Below are 17,617 nucleotides of genomic sequence, written 5' to 3'. Positions count from 1 at the left end.
CCTTGAGGTGGCGCGGGAGGTCAGTCGGTCATCGCGTCGCGGACGAGCGCGGTGTCGACGAACTGCTCGAAGCGGACGATCAGGCCGCCGCGGACCGTGAAGTGGTGGGCGACGCGGACGTCGATCGGTTTGCCGGTGGCCTTGTTGGTCGCGGTGTAGCGGGCCAGCACGACGACGTTCTCGCCGTCGACGACGTAGGTGTCGTCGTGGGCGGTCCAGCCGTCCCATTCCTGGCCGAGCTTCTCCATCACGTTGGATGTGACGCCTTCGGGGGTGCGGTAGGTGCCGGCGAGGGGGAAGCCGGCCATCTCGGTCCACTCGACGTCGGGGGCGAGTGTGGCGTGCAGTGCCTGAAGATCACCGGCCGCCGAGGCCAGGTACTGGCGGCGTACGACGTCGGCGGGGGCGGTGGAGGTGGCGAAGTCGGTGTGGTCGTCCGTCATGGTGTCAGCCCCACTTCATTTCGCCCTTGGCGACCTTCGCGCCGATCTGGGCGGCGATCAGCATGCCGTTGTCCGGGTAGCGCTTGACCAGCGCGTCGGTCAGAGCGGCGCCGTCGGCCGCCTTGCCGAGCTCCTCCTCGAAGGCGATCAGGTAGTCGCGGGTGGCGGTGATGGCGGAGGCGTCGGTGGGGGCGCCGGGCAGGCGGTGGCCGGGCACGACCAGTTCCGGCTCCAGGGCGGCCATCTCGTCCAGGAGGTCGATCCAGGCGGCGCGGTCGGCGGAGGTTGGGGTGTCGGCGACCCAGACGTGCTCCTGCTGGAACAGCAGGACGCCGCCGAGGATCGCCTTGTGCTCGGCCTGCCACAGGTAGTGCCGGTCGGGCACGCCGGCCGGGCCGCCCTTCAGCTCGAAGCGGTGGCCCTCCAGGGTGAGCTCGCCCGTCAGGGGCTCCAGCTCGACGAGGCGGGTGGGCAGATTCGGGCCGAGAGCCTGCCACGCCTTGAGCTTGCCCTCGTAGGAGTGCCGGATGTGCTCGATGACGATCGGGGTGGCGACGAAGTGCGCATCCGGGAAGGCGTCGGCGAGCACTTCGGCGCCGAAGTAGAAGTCGGGGTCGCCGTGGGAGACGAACACGGTGGTCAGCTTCTTGCCGGAGTCGAGGATCTCGGCGGCCAGGCGGTGGCCGTCGGCGCGGGTGAAGGCGGCGTCGACCAGCAGGGCCTCGTGCTCGCCGGTGACCAGGGTGGCGGTCTTGTTCTTGCTGCCGGCCGGGAAGTCCAGGTCGAGGACCTTGAAGGAAAGGGTGCTCATGGCTGCCTCCTTGGGGGCTTTGGGGCTTGCGGGGACAGGGGCGCAGGTCAGACGGTGTGGGTGGCCGCGAACGCCGCGAGACGCCGCTCGACGTCGTCCGTGGTGGCGTGCCCGCGAGCCAGGGCGGTCACGTGGTCGCCGTCGACGGCGAGGAGCGTGGGGAAGCCTTCGACGCCCAGTTCGGCGGCGCGCGCGAAGTCGGCCTCGGCCGCAGCCCGGGCTGCGGGCGCTTCGAAAGCGGCGGCGACGGCGTCCGCGTCCAGGCCGTTCTGCTTGGCGATCTTCCGGTAGGTGGCCGTATCGGACGGGCTCAGGCCGTCGAGATAGAAGGCCTGCTGGGCAGCGGCGGCCAGTTCCACTGCCCGCGCGGGTGCGACCTGGCGCAGGGCGGCCACGCCGCGGGCGGCGGCCTCGGAGTCCATCACGAAGGATCCGTCGGCGATCAGCCGATCGTATGTCTCGCCGAACTCCGCGCCCGTCAACTCACGGATCTTGGCATTGGCGCCCTGGACGTAGCCGAACTCCCGGATGGGTACCCGGCGCTCTCCGGTGAACAGGCCGCCGGAGACCACGTCCACTGGGAGTTCGGGATGCCGGGATGCCACCTCGCGCAGCGTCGAGGAGAATCCGTGCGACCAGCCGCAGTAGGCGTCGAAAACATAGACGAGCTTCATCGAGGACCTCGGCAGAACGGTGCGGTGCCCGCTGATGCGAACCTTTCACCTGACACAACAGTATCTGACGCGTCAGGAATTTCTCGGTGAGAGTGGCGGCCATCACACACTGGCCACCCCCGCGCGGCCCTGCGTCGGCTGCCGCAGACCGCGGTCAGGGAAGCCGGGGCAGCATGTCCCGCGCCGCATGACTCAGCATGCGCAGGTTCTCGGCGAACCGCTCCCGGTCCTCGACCGGCAGGGGCGCGAGGAAATAGCGCCTGATGTTCTCGATGTGCACCCGTGACGCGGCGACCGTGGTCCGCTCCCCCAGCGGAGTGAGGCGCACCAGCCGTCCGCGCCGGTCACCGGGGTCCTCGACGCGCTCGACCAGCCCGGCCGTCTCCATGCGGTCCACTAGGCGTGTCGCTCCTCCCGTGGTCAGCACCTGCTCCTGGGCGATGGCTCGCATCGACAGCCCCGGCTTGCCGGCACGCCCCAGAATGAGCAGCACCTCGAACATCAGATGGCTGATGCCGCACTCCACCTCCAGAGCCCGGCCCAGGATGTACTCCAGCCGGTTCGCAGCTCCCTGCAACCGCCCGAAGGCCAGGACCAGCGCGTTGTTCGCCGCGTCCTTCGGCGTCGAGATCTCCGCCTGTTCGTCCACGGTCGTGGCGCCCCCTTCCGTCCCGCTTCCACCCCGCTCACCGATCATGCCGCACAGCGGCAGACGACTCCTCGTCCACTGCCCCCTCTGACCGGTCTGGTGTGTCCACGCAGCGGTGTAACCAGGGGTGAGGGGGGATCAGCGGGCGACTGAGAGCCAGCCGTCGATGGTGATCCCGGAGGCGTTCAGCACGGCTTGGCTGCGCTGGGTACAGCGTGTTGCGGCTCTTGGCGGTTGGGTCCAGGCCCGCCGGCAAGGTGGGCGCACCTCGGCACGGTAGTTCCCGGCCGGCGCCGGGCGAGCACGACGGCCGCCTGTTCGTCGCGGAAGCGGCTGCGGGCTTGGGCGGCCTGGCGGAGCGGCGGTCACCCGGTGGCCGCAGCTCAGTGCCGCCCGGTGAGGGGAGTTCCGCCTGTGAGCAGGCCGCCTGCCACACCGCGAGGGGCCTGCTCCTTCTCCGGTGCGGATGTCCGGCGCCGCAGGTGCTGAATGCCTGGAGAAGGTTCCTTCCTGTGGTGTTCGATCGGCCTGACGGATGCGGTCTCGTGTCCTCGTGCGTCGGCTCAGTGATCCAGCGGGTCGGGGGTGGATCGCCAGGGGCGGCACAGGGCGAGGAAGCAGCCCGCCGCGGCCATTGCGAGGCTGAGGACCGACCAGGCCATGGGCAGGGCGGTGGACTCGCCGTCGAGACCGGCCAGGGCGGGCGCGAGGGCCCCCATCAGGAACTGGGTGGTACCCAGCAGCGCGGAGGCGCTGCCCGCCGCGTGTGGCGCACGCTGCAGGCACAAGGCCGTGGTGGTGGGCAGGATCAAGCCGACCGGGCAGACGGTGAGGAAGAGCGCGGCAGCGATCCAGGGCAGACCCGCGTGTGCGGGGAGCACGGCGGCTCCTCCGGTCCCGTCGGGGCCGCCGAGGAACCATCCCCGCGGGTGCGGGGAGCACCGCTTGATCTCGTAGTACTCGCCCCATGGGTGGGGACCATCCCCGCGGGTGCGGGGAGCACTCGGGGTCGGGGACGGCGCCGGTGGGGCCGGCGGGACCATCCCCGCGGGTGCGGGGAGCACCCGGGACGCCCCCGCCAATGGGGACTCGCCTGGGGACCATCCCCGCGGGTGCGGGGAGCGCAAGCACGACCAGGAGCACGGGCAGGAGCAGGCGGGACCATCCCCGCGGGTGCGGGGAGCGCCGGCCCGCGCAAAAAAGCGAGCGACAAGGGCGGGGACCATCCCCGCGGGTGCGGGGAGCACCGCTCGGTGACCTGTGGCTTTATCGCTGCGGGAGATAGTTCGAGGGTACTTTCACTGATTCGGTTATTCCGCTCAAAGTGTTGTAAATGCCTACCGGTTGGGTCGTGGGGAGGTGGCCGGTCATCCTACGTCGGCTGGCCTGGCGTTACGTGGCGCCCGGGCAGATTTGCCCGCGGTCGTGTTCGGTTTCTTGAACGAGGCGTTGCGGGAGATTGTCTGGCTGTATGTATCTGGCATGGCGTGTGACGGGGAGTGCGGGTCTGGGCTGGGGGGTCGGCTTGCGGGTCCGGTGCGGTCGGTGTGGGCGAAGCATGACCGCGATGGTGGGGGTTGGCTGCCGTTGTGGCGGCATATGGAGGACAGTGCTGCGGTAGCGGGTTTGTTGTGGGACCGGTGGCTGCCTGCGAACGTGCGGGCGCTGGTCTCGGGGGTGTTGCCGGACGGTGAGGCCGATGGGCGGCGTCTGGCGGTGTGGCTGGCGGGGGTGCATGACATCGGGAAGGCGACGCCGGCGTTCGCGTGTCAGGTGGATCAGCTGGCCGATGTGATGCGCGGCCTGGGGCTGGAGATGAGGACGCGGCGGCAGTTCGGTCCTGACCGGCGGCTGGCTCCGCATGGTCTGGCCGGTCAGGTGCTGCTGGGGCAGTGGCTGGAGGAGCGGCACGGCTGGACGGGGCGGCAGTCGGGGCAGTTCGCGGTGGTGGTGGGAGGGCATCACGGTGTGCCGCCGGACCATGGGCAGCTCAAGGCGTTGCAGGACCGCCCTCATCTGCTGCGGACGCCGGGGCCGAGTCGCGGGGTGTGGCAGCGGGTGCAGGAGGAGTTGCTGGAGGCGTGTGCCGAGGAGTTCGGCGTCGCGGGCCGGCTTGGTGTGTGGCGGGCGGTGAAGCTGCCGCAGCCGGTGCAGGTGCTGCTGTCGGCGCTGGTGATCGTCGCTGACTGGATCGCGAGCAACCCCGACCTGTTCCCGTATTTTCCGCAGGCGGCCGGCCGTACAAGTGCCGAGCGGGTGGCGGCCGCGTGGCGTGGGCTGGACTTGCCCGAACCGTGGAGGGCCCAGCTGCCGCCCGAGGACGTGGGTGAGCTGTTCGGCGGGCGGTTCGGTCTGCCGCCGGGCGCTGTGGTGAGGCCGGTGCAGGAGGCGGCGGTGCGGCTGGCGCGGGGCATGTCCGCACCGGGTCTCTTGGTGATCGAAGCGCCGATGGGGGAGGGGAAGACGGAGGCCGCGCTGGCGGCGGCCGAGGTGTTCGCGGCGCGTTCGGGTGCGGGCGGTGTGTTCTTCGCTCTGCCGACCATGGCGACCGGCAACGCGATGTTTCCGCGGCTGCTGGACTGGCTGAAACGGATTCCTGCGGGAGGGGGAACGCGCATCTCGGCGCTGCTGGCGCATTCCAAGGCGGCGCTGAACGAGGCGTATGCGGATCTGATGCGCGGAAGCGCTCAGAGGATCACGGCTGTCGCCGTGGATGAGGAAGAGCGTGTGTGGCGGCCGCGGGAGGACCGGCGGGCTGCGCCCGCGGAGGTGGTGGCGCATGCGTGGCTGCGGGGACGGAAGAAGGCGATGCTGTCGTCGTTCGTCGTGGGTACGGTCGATCAGCTGCTGTTCGCGGGGCTGAAGAGCCGGCATCTGGCGCTGCGGCACCTGGCGGTCGCGGGCAAGGTCGTGGTGATCGACGAGGCGCATGCCTACGACACGTACATGAGCGCCTATCTGGACCGTGTGCTGTCGTGGCTGGGGGCGTACCGGGTGCCGGTGGTGGTGTTGTCGGCGACGCTGCCGGCCGGGCGCAGGCGGCAGATGGCCGAGGCCTATGCGGGTGCCGAGGGCGGGGCCGCCGGCGAGGGGTTCGATGTCGTGGGCCGATCTGATGCCTACCCGCTGCTGACCGCCGTTGCGCCGGGCGGGACTGCGGTCGTGGAGTCTCCTCGGGCTGCGGCTCGCGGAGCAGAGGTCCGTCTTGAACGCCTCGATGACGACTTCGGTGTCCTCGCAGGCCGGTTGGCCGTCGAGCTGGCGGGCGGCGGGTGCGCGCTGGTGGTCCGCAACACGGTCCGCCGCGTGCTGGAAACAGCGCGGGTCTTGCGTGAACGGTTCGGTGAAGATGCCGTCACGGTGGCCCATTCCTGCTTCATCGACGTGGACCGGGCGGCCAATGATGCCGCTCTGCTTTCCCGGTTCGGGCCCCCGGACAAGAGCCAGGGGCGTCCGGCGGGGCCTCACATCGTGGTGGCCAGTCAGGTCGCGGAGCAGTCCCTGGACGTCGACTTCGACCTGCTGGTCAGCGATCTGTGTCCGGTGGACCTGCTGCTGCAGCGCATGGGACGCCTGCACCGGCACACCCGGGGCACAGGCCAGGCGCAGCGGCCGGCACGGCTGCGCGCGGCGCGGTGTCTGGTGACCGGTGTGGACTGGACGGGTCAGGTGCCGCTGCCGGTGCGGGGGTCGGTTGCCGTGTACGGGGCGCATGGGCTGCTGCGGTCGGCGGCTGTTCTGCTGGAGCACCTCGATGGCCGTCCGGTCCGGCTTCCGCAGGACATCAGCCCGCTGGTGCAGGCCGCCTACGGGGATGGTCCGGTGGGTCCTGCCGGCTGGGCCGAGGCGATGGGGCAGGCGCTGCGCCGGCATGAGGAGCACCGCAAGGACCAGGCCGAGCGGGCGGGTGTGTTCCGGCTGGATGCGGTGGGCCGGCCGGGGCGTGCGCTGATCGGGTGGGTGGCGGCTGGTGCAGGAGACGCGGACGACACACGTACCGGCCGGGCTCAGGTGCGTGACAGCCGCGAGAGCCTGGAGGTGGTCGTGGTGCAGCGGCGGCCGGACGGGTCGCTGGCCACGGTCGACTGGATCGCACCGGGCAAGGCGGGGCTGGAGCTGCCCATGGACCGGCCGCCTTCTCCTCGGGCGGCCAGGACGGCCGCCTCGTGCGGGCTGCGGCTGCCGAGCCAGTTCTCGTCCGCGGAGGTGATGGACCGTGCGATCGCCGCGTTGGAGGAACTGTACGTGCCCGCCTGGCAGGTGAAGGAGAGTCACTGGCTGGCCGGCCAGCTGATTCTCGCGCTGGACGCCGATTGTCAGACCCGTCTGGCAGGCTTCCGACTCCGTTACAGCCCTTTAGACGGACTTGAGGTGACGTGTGCCTGACGCCAGTGGGAGCCGCGCAGACGGCTTATTGTCGTTCGATCTGACACGGCGGCCGTGGATACCGGTCCTGTTCGGCGACGGCCGCACCGACGAGCTGTCCCTGAACGAGGTGTTCGCGCAGACCGCCCACGTGCGGCGGCTCGTGGGCGACGTGCCCACCCAGGAGTTCGCCCTGCTGCGGCTGCTGCTCGCGATCGTCCACGACGTGCTGGACGGGCCGGAGGACATCGACAGATGGTCGCAGCTGTGGGAGGACGACGACTGCTTCGCACCGGTCGCCGCATACCTCGAGGAACACCGCGAACGGTTCGACCTTCTGCATCCGGCCGCCCCGTTCTTCCAGACGGCCGGGCTGCGCACGGCGAAGGACGAGGTCTTCCCTCTCAACCGGATCGTGGCCGACGTGCCGAACGGTGAGCCGTTCTTCACCGCCCGGATGCCCGCCGTGGACCGGCTGACCTTCGCCGAGGCCGCCCGCTGGGTGGTCCACACCCACGCCTACGACACCTCCGGGATCAAGACGGGTGCCGTCGGCGACGAGCGGGCCAGGAGCGGCAAGGTGTACCCGCTCGGGGTGGGCTGGGCCGGCGCGCTGGGCGGGGTCTTCGTCGAGGGGGAGACGCTGCGCGAGACGCTGCTGCTCAATCTGGTTGCCGCGGACACCGCCGGGCTGCGTGTCGACGGGGAGGACCGGCCGGCCTGGCGGCGGGAGCCGTGCACGGCCGCTGCTGCGGCGGGGCGCCGCCCGTCAGGGGTGCGGGACCTGTACACGTGGCAGACGCGGCGGGTGCGGCTGCACTTCGACGAGGCCGGTGTCCACGGGGTGGTTCTCGGTTACGGTGACCCGCTCCCGGCGCACAATCTGCACACGCGTGAGCCGATGACCGCGTGGCGGCGCAGCAGGGCCCAGGAGAAGAAGCGCGGCGAGGCCTTGGTCTATCTGCCGCGGGAGCATGACCCGTCGCGGGCGGTGTGGCGGGGGCTGGCCTCGCTGATCGCCGAGGGGCAGGTGGCCGGTCAGGGCGGTGAGGCGGCGTCCTCGCTGCGCCCTGGGGTTTTGGAGTGGGTCGCCCGGCTGGTGACGGAGGGGGAGCTGCCCCGCGGCTTTCTGATCCGTACCCGGGTGGTCGGCGCCGTCTATGGCACCCAGCAGTCTGTGATCGATGAGATCGTCGATGACCATCTGGCGATGGCGGTGGTGCTGCTGCACCGTCAGGACCGCGGATGCGCGCTGCAGGCGATCGACGCGGTGGGGGACGCGGAGCGCGCGGTCACCGCTGTGGGAGATCTGGCCACTGATCTGGCGCGGGCTGCGGGCGCGCAGACGGAAGGAGCCCGGGCCAGGGCCCGCGAGCGCGGCTTTGACGTGCTGGATGACCCGTACCGGATCTGGCTGCGCACGCTGGCCGAAGCAGCGGACCCCGATGAGCAGCGCACGCTCTGGCGGCGCCAGGTCCACCGTCTCATCGGCCGGCTCGGTGACCGGCTGCTGGCTGAGGCCGCTGACGCTGCGTGGGAGGGCCGGATCGTGTCCACGCCCAAGGGCGCCGTGTGGTTCAACTCGGCGCACGCCGAAAAGTGGTTCCGGTACCGGCTGGGGGATGCGCTCGGTGTCGCGGGCTTCTCCGGCGCAGGCACGGACGGAAAGCAGGCGCCTGCCGGCCTGGCTGACGACGCTGAAGCCGATGCGGGCCTGTCCGTAGAAAGGGCGTACTCGTGACCGCCGCTGCCTTCGTCTCTCTCCCGGATCGGATCCGGGGGATCACCGCGGAGACCGTTGGGGACCTGCAGCGGGGCTATCTGGCCGACCAGGCGCATGCGGTGGCGGCGCTGGCCCGGCTGCGCCGCGGCGCCGGCAAGCAGATCCAGCAGGTCCCGGACCTGTGGGGTCTGATCGACACCGGCCCGCTGCACACCCCTGTGCAGGAAGGCGGGCGGCCCCCGCGTGAGGAGGACCTGACGCGTGCCGAGGACGCCGTCCACGTCGCGGTCACCCTGTGGGCCCTGCACCAGCAGTCACGCGGGACCGGCATGCACCAGCCCCACCGCACCGAGGCGCCCGCCGGGCTCGGCGGCGCCGTCCGCCGCCTCATGCCGGCAGGCGACATCGACGAGACCGTCCTCAAGCGCCTGGTACGGGCCGGCCATGCTCCGGATCTTCCCGCCCTGGCCGTGCGGCTGCGGGAGATCGTGCTGCTCCTGCGCCGTGCGGACATCACCCTCGACTACGCCCTGCTCGCCGAGCAGTTGTACCGGTGGCAGCAGCCCGGAGGCCGGGACACGGTGCGCCGGGCGTGGGCCCGCTCCTTCCACGCCCACCGTCCGCCCCGCCCCCCGGCCGCCGACGCCGGGAACCCGGCCGCAGCTGCCTTGTAAAAAGCCACCGTTCCTTCCGACTTCTGCCACGACCAAGGACGCCTCGTGAACCGCATCTTCCTCGACGTGCACGCCCTGCAGACCGTGCCGCCCAGCAACCTCAACCGGGACGACACCGGCGCCCCGAAATCGGCCGTCTACGGCGGGGTTCCCCGGGCCCGGGTCTCCAGCCAGGCCTGGAAGCGTGTCACCCGCGAGTACTTCCGGGGCGAGCAGCTCCTCGACCCGAGTGAACTGGGTGTACGGACGAAGAAGGTCGCCGAACTCCTCGCCGCCCGCATCACCGGTCTCGACGCCTCGGTCGAGGACGCTCAGGCGCTGCGGCTGGCGGCTGAGGTGATCGAGACGGCCACCGGCTCGAAGATCCAGGCGCCGGAGCGCACAACACGCAAGGCGAAGACAGAGGCCGGGGCAGAGGAGGAGAAGGAGGCAGCGCCGGAGTCGAAGTACCTGATGTTCCTCAGCTCCCGCCAGCTCGACGGTCTCGCCGCGCTCGCCGTGGAAGGCGCCGCCGACATCACCGCGTACCTGAAGGACAAGGCCAACAAGGCGCGGGCCAAACAGATCGCCGACACCCGCCACTCCGTGGACATCGCCCTGTTCGGGCGGATGGTCGCCGACTCGGCCGACTTCAACGTCGATGCCGCCACACAGGTGGCCCACGCCATCAGCGTGCACCGGGTGGACAACGAGTCCGACTACTACACGGCCGTCGACGACGAGAACACCGACGCCGAGACCGGCGCGGGCATGATCGGAACGGTCGACTTCAACTCGGCCACCCTCTACCGCTACGCCGCCCTCAGCGTGCACCAGCTCGCCGCCAACCTCGGTGAAGGCCTGCGCGAGGACGAACCCCTCACCACACCCGTGCGGCGTGCTGTGGAGGCGTTCGTGCACGCCTTCGTCGCCTCACTGCCCAAGGGCAAGATCAGCACGTTCGGTCACCACACCCTGCCCGACGCCGTCGTCGTCAAGCTCAGCACGACCCGGCCCATCAGTTTCGTCGCCGCGTTCGAGGAGCCGGTGACCGCCGAGGCGAGCGGGGGGCATCTGCGCGAGGCGTCCGCCCGCCTGGCCGACTACATCCCCGAGGTCGAACGTGCCTACGGCGACGAGCAGTCCACCATGACCTGGGTCCTGCGCGTGGGAGCCACCACCGACAAGCTCACCGGCCTCGGCCAGCAGACACCCAGCCTGTCCGCGCTCGTCACCGCGGTCGGCCAGGCGGTGGCCGACCGCATGGAGAAGCCCGCATGAGCGTGCTGACCCTGCGTCTGGCAGGCCCCCTGCAAGCATGGGGGGCCTCGGCCCGGTTCGCCCGCCGCACCACCGAGTCCGCCCCCACCAAGAGCGGCGTGATCGGCATGCTCGCCGCCGCCCGCGGCCTCGACCGCGGTGACGACACGGGCCTGGCCCGCCTCGCCGCGCTCCGCTTCGCCGTCCGTATCGACCAGCCCGGCACGCGGGTACGTGACTTCCAGACCGCCCACCACGCGGACACCGGCAAGCCGATGCCCCTGTCCGAGCGGTACTACCTCGCCGACGCCGTCTTCGTCGCCGCCGTCGAGGGCGCAGACGAACTGCTCGACGAGATCGACGCCGCCCTCAACCGCCCCGTCCACGCCCCCTACCTCGGCCGCCGCTCCTGCCCGCCCGCCCACCCCGTCCGGCTCAGCCTGCACCGCACAGCCCACCTCACCCAAGCGCTCGCGAACGAGCCCTGGCAGGCCGCCGCCTGGTACCGCCGACAGCGCCGCCGCGACGCGACGGTGTCCCTGACCGTGCTGCGCGAGGCCCGCCCCGACGAAGCCGATGCGGACCTGCTGCGCGACCAGCCCCTCAGCTTCGCAGCCGAACACCGCCGCCACGCCCTGCGCCCCGTGCTCACCACGACCGTGCAGGTACTAAACCCCAGCGCGAAGACCGCCCCCGCGACCAGAGCCGTGCCCGCGCACGACCCGTTCGCCGCCCTGGAGGAAGAAAGCACCTGATGTATCTGTCCCGCTTCCGCATCAACACCGCCCGCCCCGGCGCCCGGCGACTGCTCTCCTCCCCCCAGTCCCTGCACGCCGCCGTCATGGCCTCCTTCCCCCACCTGCTGCCCACCGCCGCCAGCGAGGCAACGGCCGCAGGGCCGCGGGTGCTGTGGCGCCTGGACCGCAACGCGGCCGCCGAAGTCTTCCTCTACGTGGTCAGCCCCGACCAGCCCGACCTGACCCACCTCGTCGAACAGGCCGGCTGGCCCGCCGCAGCAACAGCCGACCAGGCCAACCCCGGCTGGCAGACCCGCCCCTACGCCCCCTTCCTCGACCGGCTCAACCCCGGCACCCGCTGGGCATTCCGGCTCACCGCCAACCCCGTGCACCACATCCGCCGCAAGGACGACGAACCGACCAAACGCACCGCCCACATCACCCCGGTCCACCAGATGTCCTGGCTCCTGGAACGGCAACAACGCTGCGGCTTCCGCATCTGCGAAAAACCCGACAGCAAACGGCTGCTCCCCGACGGCGCCACCCACAAGAAAGCCCCGCACCACGGCGACCGCTACGAACTCCTCGTCCGCGACCAGCGCAACCTGTCCTTCGCCAAACCCCTCAGCAGCACAGCGGGCCGACGGCCGGTCACCCTGCTCGCCGTCACCTTCGACGGCCGCCTCGAGGTCACCGACCCCGAACTTCTGCGCCGCACCCTCGTCCAGGGCCTGGGCAAGGCCAAGGCGTACGGCTGCGGGTTGCTGACCCTCGCCCCCACCCCCTCCGCCGTAGGTGAGCAAGCCAGGTGACGACCGTCGGCAAACGCACCGCGCTCACCCCCCGCCACCTCACCCGCACCAGCGAGCGCCTGTCCTTCATCTACCTCGAACGCTGCACCGTCCACCGCGACGCCAACGCCATCACCGCCGAGGACGCGGACGGCACCACCCACATACCGTCCGCCACCATCGGCACCCTCCTGCTCGGCCCCGGCACCCGCATCACCCACCAGGCGATGAGCGTCCTCGGCGAAACAGGAGCAGCCGTCGCCTGGGTCGGCGAACACGGCGTGCGCTACTACGCCGGCGGCCGCGCACTGACCCGCTCCTCGGCACTCGCCGAAGCCCAGGCCCTGAAATGGGCCAACCCGCGCAGCCGCCTCGCCGTCGCCCGCGCCATGTACCGGATGCGCTTCCCCGACGAGGACCCTGCCGGCCTCACCCGCCAGGAACTCCTCGGGCGCGAAGGCCGCCGCGTCAAGGACTGCTACCGCGAACACGCCGCCCGCACCGGCATCCCCTGGAAAGGCCGCAAGTACACCCCCGGTGACTTCTCCAGCGGTGACCCCGTCAACCAGGCCGTGACCGCCGCCGCACAATGCATGTACGGCATCGCCCACGCCGTGATCGCATCCCTCGGCTGCACCCCCGCCCTCGGCTTCGTCCACTCAGGCCACGAACTCTCCTTCGTCCTGGACATCGCCGACCTCTACAAGACCGAAATCGGCATCCCCCTCGCCTTCGACATCGCGGCACAGGACGAACAGGACGTCGGCTCCCGAACACGCCGCGCTCTGCGCGACCACATCAACGCAACATCCCTCCTCGACCGCTGCGTCGACGACATCAAAACCCTCCTCCTGCCCGACGCCACTTCCCACACAACCGAAGAAGTGGACCGCGTCACCCTCCACACCGACCGCGGCCACCAGGTCGCCTCCGGCCGCAACTACGCCGACCCCGGCAGCGAGGAAGCGGTGCTCTGGTGACCGTCATCGTCCTGACCAACTGCCCGCCCGGCCTCCGGGGATTCCTCACCCGCTGGCTCCTGGAGATCTCGGCGGGCGTCTTCATCGGCAACCCGTCAGCTCGTATCCGCAATGCCCTCTGGGACGAAGTCCGGCAATACGCAGGACAAGGCCGCGCTCTACTCGCCCACACCACCAACAACGAACAAGGCTTCACCTTCCTCACCCACGACCACGCCTGGCATCCAGTCGACCACGAGGGCCTGACCCTCATCCGCCGCCCCAACCCGAACGCCAGGACCACCCACACCATCCCCAAACAGGGCTGGAGCAAGGCCGCCCAACGCCGCCGATTCAAGAGAGACTGAAGAAGGAATGACGGTTAAGAGACAAAAGTCGGAATCTGTGAAAGTGCTGAAAAACGTGGGCCGCCGAGCCTAAACGAGCAGGTCACGAAGTGTGCTCCCCGCGCCCGCGGGGATGGTCCCGAAACTCCGCCGCAGGCCAGGGGCCCGGAGGGGTGCTCCCCGCGCCCGCGGGGATGGTCCCGCTCGCATCCTCGGTCAGAGCAGGATGGCCAGGTGCTCCCCGCGCCCGCGGGGATGGTCCCACAGCTCAGGTTTGACAGTGATGCACGTTAGCGTGCTCCCCGCGCCCGCGGGGATGGTCCCACCTACCGGGACAAGCAGGTCGACGAGCCACCGTGCTCCCCGCGCCCGCGGGGATGGTCCCCTCTACCCCTGGTGGACCGGCCCCCGCGAGATGTGCTCCCCGCGCCCGCGGGGATGGTCCCTCCTCACCCAGCTCAGCGAAGACACCCCGCTCGTGCTCCCCGCGCCCGCGGGGATGGTCCCGACACCGGGCCCTCGGGAGTGCTCCCACCCCGGTGCTCCCCGCGCCCGCGGGGATGGTCCCCAGGTCGCGCGCGGTGACCGGTACCGCCGCTTGTGCTCCCCGCGCCCGCGGGGATGGTCCATAGGTCGTCATGTGGGCGCGCAACCCCAGCTCGTGCTCCCCGCGCCCGCGGGGATGGTCCCGGGTCATCGAGGCGCACGCCCAGCAGGGCCTCGTGCTCCCCGCGCCCGCGGGGATGGTCCCGTGCAGATCGGGTTCGACCCGACCGGCGATCCGTGCTCCCCGCGCCCGCGGGGATGGTCCCGGCGCCATGGAAGACGTACGACTCAAGCACCCGTGCTCCCCGCGCCCGCGGGGATGGTCCCCCGCAGATACCCGCATACCCGCATAACCGCAGGTGCTCCCCGCGCCCGCGGGGATGGTCCCGGCCCGGACTGCACGAGGCACTCTCACTCGTCGTGCTCCCCGCGCCCGCGGGGATGGTCCCGCGTCATCCCCGAGCGCCCGCAGCGTGTTCGCGTGCTCCCCGCGCCCGCGGGGATGGTCCCGACCCCGGAGCCCTTCAGGCGAATCACGCGGTGTGCTCCCCGCGCCCGCGGGGATGGTCCCAGCCCTCCGGGCCGCATGCCTGCCTCCTCAGAGTGCTCCCCGCGCCCGCGGGGATGGTCCCCGGGCGAACTGAGCCTCCGCGATACCCAGGGCGTGCTCCCCGCGCCCGCGGGGATGGTCCCGGTGCGGTGAGCTGGTCGAGGTGGGCGCGCCAGTGCTCCCCGCGCCCGCGGGGATGGTCCCTTGAAGGCGACGGCATCTGCGCAGCGGTAGGCGTGCTCCCCGCGCCCGCGGGGATGGTCCCAGGCTACCCAGCCCACGACGTCCACCGCACCAGTGCTCCCCGCGCCCGCGGGGATGGTCCCATGCTCGCCCGCCTCATGGCCGGCATCGCCCAGTGCTCCCCGCGCCCGCGGGGATGGTCCCCGCCACGCCACTTCGGCGAGATGCCGGATGCGGTGCTCCCCGCGCCCGCGGGGATGGTCCCGTGCCGCAGAACCCGAACCCGCTCTGCCGGGAGTGCTCCCCGCGCCCGCGGGGATGGTCCCTCGTGCGCGTGCCAGCCCTTCTCCGTCGCGTCGTGCTCCCCGCGCCCGCGGGGATGGTCCCCGACATGCTGCCCCAGCGCATTGCCCAGATCCGTGCTCCCCGCGCCCGCGGGGATGGTCCCAAGATCGAGGAGCTGAAGGAACAGCTCAAGCAGTGCTCCCCGCGCCCGCGGGGATGGTCCCAGCTTAAGGCGGCAGCCTTCAAGGTTGCCGATGTGCCCCCCGCGCCCGCGGGGATGGTCCCGAGCTGCGGCCCGTCGCTCAGCGCAGGGTCGAGTGCTCCCCGCGCCCGCGGGGATGGTCCCAGGTCCTCGCCTGCCTTGCGGCGGAGGTGGGCGTGCTCCCCGCGCCCGCGGGGATGGTCCCGACTACTGGACCAGCTACGACAAGGCCACCGCGTGCTCCCCGCGCCCGCGGGGATGGTCCCTGGGTCACCCGGCGGCCCTTCAGCAGCTTGTAGTGCTCCCCGCGCCCGCGGGGATGGTCCCCGGATACCCCGCACACCAACCCCGGAAGGAACGTGCTCCCCGCGCCCGCGGGGATGGTCCCTGCACCGACAACCGTGGCCTGCCCGGCGTCCGGTGCTCCCCGCGCCCGCGGGGATGGTCCCCGAGCCCGCCAGGGTTCTTCGGTCACAACGGTGTGCTCCCCGCGCCCGCGGGGATGGTCCCACCCAGCCCATGACCTTCGGCAGGCGGGCGCTGTGCTCCCCGCGCCCGCGGGGATGGTCCCCCGTTCCGACAGGTCTCCACGATCAAGACCGTGTGCTCCCCGCGCCCGCGGGGATGGTCCCGCTCCCCAGCCGTGCCCGCGCCGGTACACCCGGTGCTCCCCGCGCCCGCGGGGATGGTCCCCAGTCGATGGTGACGGCCCGCTCCAGCGACCCGTGCTCCCCGCGCCCGCGGGGATGGTCCCCGATGAGCGTGGACGCCGCCTGTGAGCTGGTCGTGCTCCCCGCGCCCGCGGGGATGGTCCCGGCAGCGTCTGGAACAACTCGGGGCCGAGGCGGTGCTCCCCGCGCCCGCGGGGATGGTCCCCCGCCCAAGCACGTCGGCGGGAACGCGGAGGAGTGCTCCCCGCGCCCGCGGGGATGGTCCCGCGGTGGCGGCGGCTTTGCCGGCGGTGGTGGCGTGCTCCCCGCGCCCGCGGGGATGGTCCCTAGACCCGGAAGTCCGGTACTCCCGGAGTCTGGTGCTCCCCGCGCCTGCGGGGATGGTCCCTCTGCCCCGAGGCCAGCGCAGCTGGCACAGCGGTGCTCCCCGCGCCCGCGGGGATGGTCCCAAGGTTGAGCTATCGGGAGAGTACGAGGAAAAGTGCTCCCCGCGCCCGCGGGGATGGTCCCTTGAAGTCGTGCGTCACCGTGGTGACGTAGCCGTGCTCCCCGCGCCCGCGGGGATGGTCCCCGGATTCTGACCAAGGGCCGCTCGAAGGGTGCGTGCTCCCCGCGCCCGCGGGGATGGTCCCGGTCGTTGCGGATCGTCTTCTCGAACGTCAGCGTGCTCCCCGCGCCCGCGGGGATGGTCCCAAGGACTCCGGGGAGGTGAGCAGCTGATGGCCGTGCTCCCCGCGCCCGCGGGGATGGTCCCTTCTCCTGGGCCATGGCGGCGTCGTACACGTCGTGCTCCCCGCGCCCGCGGGGATGGTCCCCCACCCCGGCTGCGGCTGCGGGTACTGCTGGCGTGCTCCCCGGGCCGGCGGGGATGGTCCCGAATCTGGAGGAAGACGATGATGACCGAGACTGTGCTCCCCGCGCCCGCGGGGATGGTCCCACGCGGTTCTGGACGTCCTGCTGAAGCTTCCGGTGCTCCCCGCGCCCGCGGGGATGGTCCCCAGTTCCAGCTAACGAACGTCGGCAACGAGCTGCGCTCCCTGCGCCTGCGGGGATGGTCCCTCCGCGAATCCCGCCCCCGGCTACGACCAAGCCGTGCTCCCCGCGTCTGCGGGGATGGTCCCAGGCCGACCGAGTCGTCGTGGCCGTAGGGAAGGTGCTCCCCACGCCCCGCGGGGTCGGGGCGTCTTGGCTGTCGGTTGTGGTGCCTTAGGGGCTGCGGGGCGGGTGTGGCTGTGGGCCCGCCCACCGGCTGTGTTCTGGTTGTCTTCCCCTGGCGCAGTCAGTGCTGGGTTTCCTCGGTCACCGCCCAGTGGACTCCGAGTTCGGCGAGCGCCTGGAGCCGTTCCGCGCTCAGCTTGGCGCGTCTGGTCTTGCTGTTGGACAGAAACACCCCCAGGCGGACTTCACTCCCGTCGGGCAGGACTTCGGTGTGGGAGCGGCTGATGGGCCCTACAGAGCCGGTGCGGGCCTTGTACTGCGCCAGGGCCGCGATGCCCCGCTCGAACGCCCCAGAGGCCGCCCTGGGCGCCCTGGCGGGGTGGTTGGTATCGCGGCCGGCCGCGGGCCCTGATCCGCAGCTGAGACACCACGGGCCCCAGGGGAATCAGCCGTGACATCCCCGGGGCCCGGTCGCACCGTCCAACGACGCCGCGACCCGGTTCGTCCCGCGGGTGCTGGCTGTGGCACCTCCAGTACCCCGGCGATTTTCCGCGCTAGCTCCGCGACGTGAGGTGGCAGGAAGCTGTCCAGTGAGTCGACGTCTTCACAC

At 71.5% G+C, this 17,617-nt stretch carries 13 protein-coding genes, 1 pseudogene and 2 CRISPR repeat arrays; of the genes and pseudogenes, 8 read left to right on the top strand and 6 right to left on the bottom strand.

The genetic code is table 11. The annotated features are described in order from the left end of the window. Positions 1-20: 20 nt before the first annotated feature. The 5 genes from GSY65_RS00390 to GSY65_RS00370 form a co-directional block, all read right to left on the bottom strand. Positions 21-443, bottom strand: a complete 423-nt coding sequence (locus GSY65_RS00390) for a nuclear transport factor 2 family protein (RefSeq protein ID WP_159765168.1) — start codon at positions 441-443, stop codon at positions 21-23. Between the two features lie 4 nt (positions 444-447). Next, the gene (locus GSY65_RS00385; protein ID WP_159765166.1) at positions 448-1,254 is read right to left on the bottom strand and encodes an MBL fold metallo-hydrolase; all 807 of its coding nucleotides are present in this window, start codon (positions 1,252-1,254) and stop codon (positions 448-450) included. Between the two features lie 47 nt (positions 1,255-1,301). Beyond that, positions 1,302-1,928: a DsbA family protein gene (locus tag GSY65_RS00380; protein ID WP_159765164.1), complete on the bottom strand. Its 627-nt coding sequence runs from the start codon at positions 1,926-1,928 to the stop codon at positions 1,302-1,304. A gap of 154 nt (positions 1,929-2,082) precedes the next feature. Next, the gene (locus GSY65_RS00375) at positions 2,083-2,577 is read right to left on the bottom strand and encodes a MarR family winged helix-turn-helix transcriptional regulator (protein ID WP_159765162.1); all 495 of its coding nucleotides are present in this window, start codon (positions 2,575-2,577) and stop codon (positions 2,083-2,085) included. A 563-nt stretch (positions 2,578-3,140) separates the two neighbouring features. Then, positions 3,141-3,458 carry a hypothetical protein gene (locus tag GSY65_RS00370; RefSeq protein ID WP_443043181.1) on the bottom strand — a complete coding sequence of 106 codons (318 nt, stop codon included), beginning with the start codon at positions 3,456-3,458 and terminating at the stop codon, positions 3,141-3,143. A gap of 32 nt (positions 3,459-3,490) precedes the next feature. Then, positions 3,491-3,822: a CRISPR direct-repeat array (repeat unit 27 nt; unit sequence GGGACCATCCCCGCGGGTGCGGGGAGC). Positions 3,823-4,176: 354 nt separating this feature from the next. On the opposite strand from GSY65_RS00370, the gene cas3 reads away from it, so the two are divergent. The 8 genes from cas3 to cas2e are packed head-to-tail and all read left to right on the top strand — an operon-like array spanning position 4,177 to position 13,433. Next, positions 4,177-6,963: a CRISPR-associated helicase Cas3' gene (gene cas3 / locus GSY65_RS00365; RefSeq protein WP_236579636.1), complete on the top strand. Its 2,787-nt coding sequence runs from the start codon at positions 4,177-4,179 to the stop codon at positions 6,961-6,963. Beyond that, a complete protein-coding gene (gene casA, locus GSY65_RS00360; RefSeq protein ID WP_159765158.1) occupies positions 6,956-8,683 on the top strand; it encodes a type I-E CRISPR-associated protein Cse1/CasA in 1,728 nt (575 codons plus the stop codon). The genes cas3 and casA overlap by 8 nt, the downstream gene beginning before the upstream one ends. Continuing rightward, complete coding sequence (gene casB / locus GSY65_RS00355; protein WP_159765156.1) at positions 8,680-9,339, top strand: type I-E CRISPR-associated protein Cse2/CasB; 660 nt, start codon at positions 8,680-8,682, stop codon at positions 9,337-9,339. Before casA ends, casB begins: the two co-directional genes overlap by 4 nt. A gap of 45 nt (positions 9,340-9,384) precedes the next feature. Beyond that, the gene (cas7e, locus tag GSY65_RS00350) at positions 9,385-10,599 is read left to right on the top strand and encodes a type I-E CRISPR-associated protein Cas7/Cse4/CasC (RefSeq protein ID WP_159765154.1); all 1,215 of its coding nucleotides are present in this window, start codon (positions 9,385-9,387) and stop codon (positions 10,597-10,599) included. Further along, positions 10,596-11,333 carry a type I-E CRISPR-associated protein Cas5/CasD gene (gene cas5e, locus GSY65_RS00345; RefSeq protein ID WP_159765152.1) on the top strand — a complete coding sequence of 246 codons (738 nt, stop codon included), beginning with the start codon at positions 10,596-10,598 and terminating at the stop codon, positions 11,331-11,333. The genes cas7e and cas5e overlap by 4 nt, the downstream gene beginning before the upstream one ends. Then, positions 11,333-12,127, top strand: a complete 795-nt coding sequence (cas6e, locus tag GSY65_RS00340; RefSeq protein ID WP_159765150.1) for a type I-E CRISPR-associated protein Cas6/Cse3/CasE — start codon at positions 11,333-11,335, stop codon at positions 12,125-12,127. The genes cas5e and cas6e overlap by 1 nt, the downstream gene beginning before the upstream one ends. Continuing rightward, positions 12,124-13,086, top strand: a complete 963-nt coding sequence (gene cas1e / locus GSY65_RS00335) for a type I-E CRISPR-associated endonuclease Cas1e (RefSeq protein WP_159765148.1) — start codon at positions 12,124-12,126, stop codon at positions 13,084-13,086. The genes cas6e and cas1e overlap by 4 nt, the downstream gene beginning before the upstream one ends. Next, entirely contained in the window at positions 13,083-13,433 is a 351-nt protein-coding gene (cas2e, locus tag GSY65_RS00330; protein WP_159765146.1) for a type I-E CRISPR-associated endoribonuclease Cas2e, read from the top strand. Before cas1e ends, cas2e begins: the two co-directional genes overlap by 4 nt. Before the next feature lie 91 nt (positions 13,434-13,524). Continuing rightward, positions 13,525-16,970: a CRISPR direct-repeat array (repeat unit 29 nt; unit sequence GTGCTCCCCGCGCCCGCGGGGATGGTCCC). 158 nt (positions 16,971-17,128) lie between these two features. Here the strand turns inward: cas2e and GSY65_RS00325 are convergent. Then, a pseudogene (locus GSY65_RS00325) lies at positions 17,129-17,344 on the bottom strand (helicase associated domain-containing protein); the annotation flags it as partial. Between the last annotated feature and the right edge of the window lie 273 nt (positions 17,345-17,617).

The organism is Streptomyces sp. HM190, from assembly GCF_009857135.1.
Classification (GTDB): Bacteria; Actinomycetota; Actinomycetes; order Streptomycetales; family Streptomycetaceae; genus Streptomyces; species Streptomyces heilongjiangensis.
Note: the sequence above shows the minus strand (reverse complement) of the source record. Positions and strands in the feature narration are given on the sequence as shown.

What these genes read in the sequence shown, in the direction of transcription:
- GSY65_RS00380 (WP_159765164.1), bottom strand. Translation starts at nt 1,928, where the DNA reads ATGAAGCTCGTCTATGTTTTCGACGCCTACTGCGGCTGGTCGCACGGA.
- cas6e (WP_159765150.1), top strand. Translation starts at nt 11,333, where the DNA reads ATGTATCTGTCCCGCTTCCGCATCAACACCGCCCGCCCCGGCGCCCGG.
- GSY65_RS00385 (WP_159765166.1), bottom strand. Translation starts at nt 1,254, where the DNA reads ATGAGCACCCTTTCCTTCAAGGTCCTCGACCTGGACTTCCCGGCCGGC.
- cas3 (WP_236579636.1), top strand. Translation starts at nt 4,177, where the DNA reads ATGGAGGACAGTGCTGCGGTAGCGGGTTTGTTGTGGGACCGGTGGCTG.
- cas5e (WP_159765152.1), top strand. Translation starts at nt 10,596, where the DNA reads ATGAGCGTGCTGACCCTGCGTCTGGCAGGCCCCCTGCAAGCATGGGGG.
- GSY65_RS00390 (WP_159765168.1), bottom strand. Translation starts at nt 443, where the DNA reads ATGACGGACGACCACACCGACTTCGCCACCTCCACCGCCCCCGCCGAC.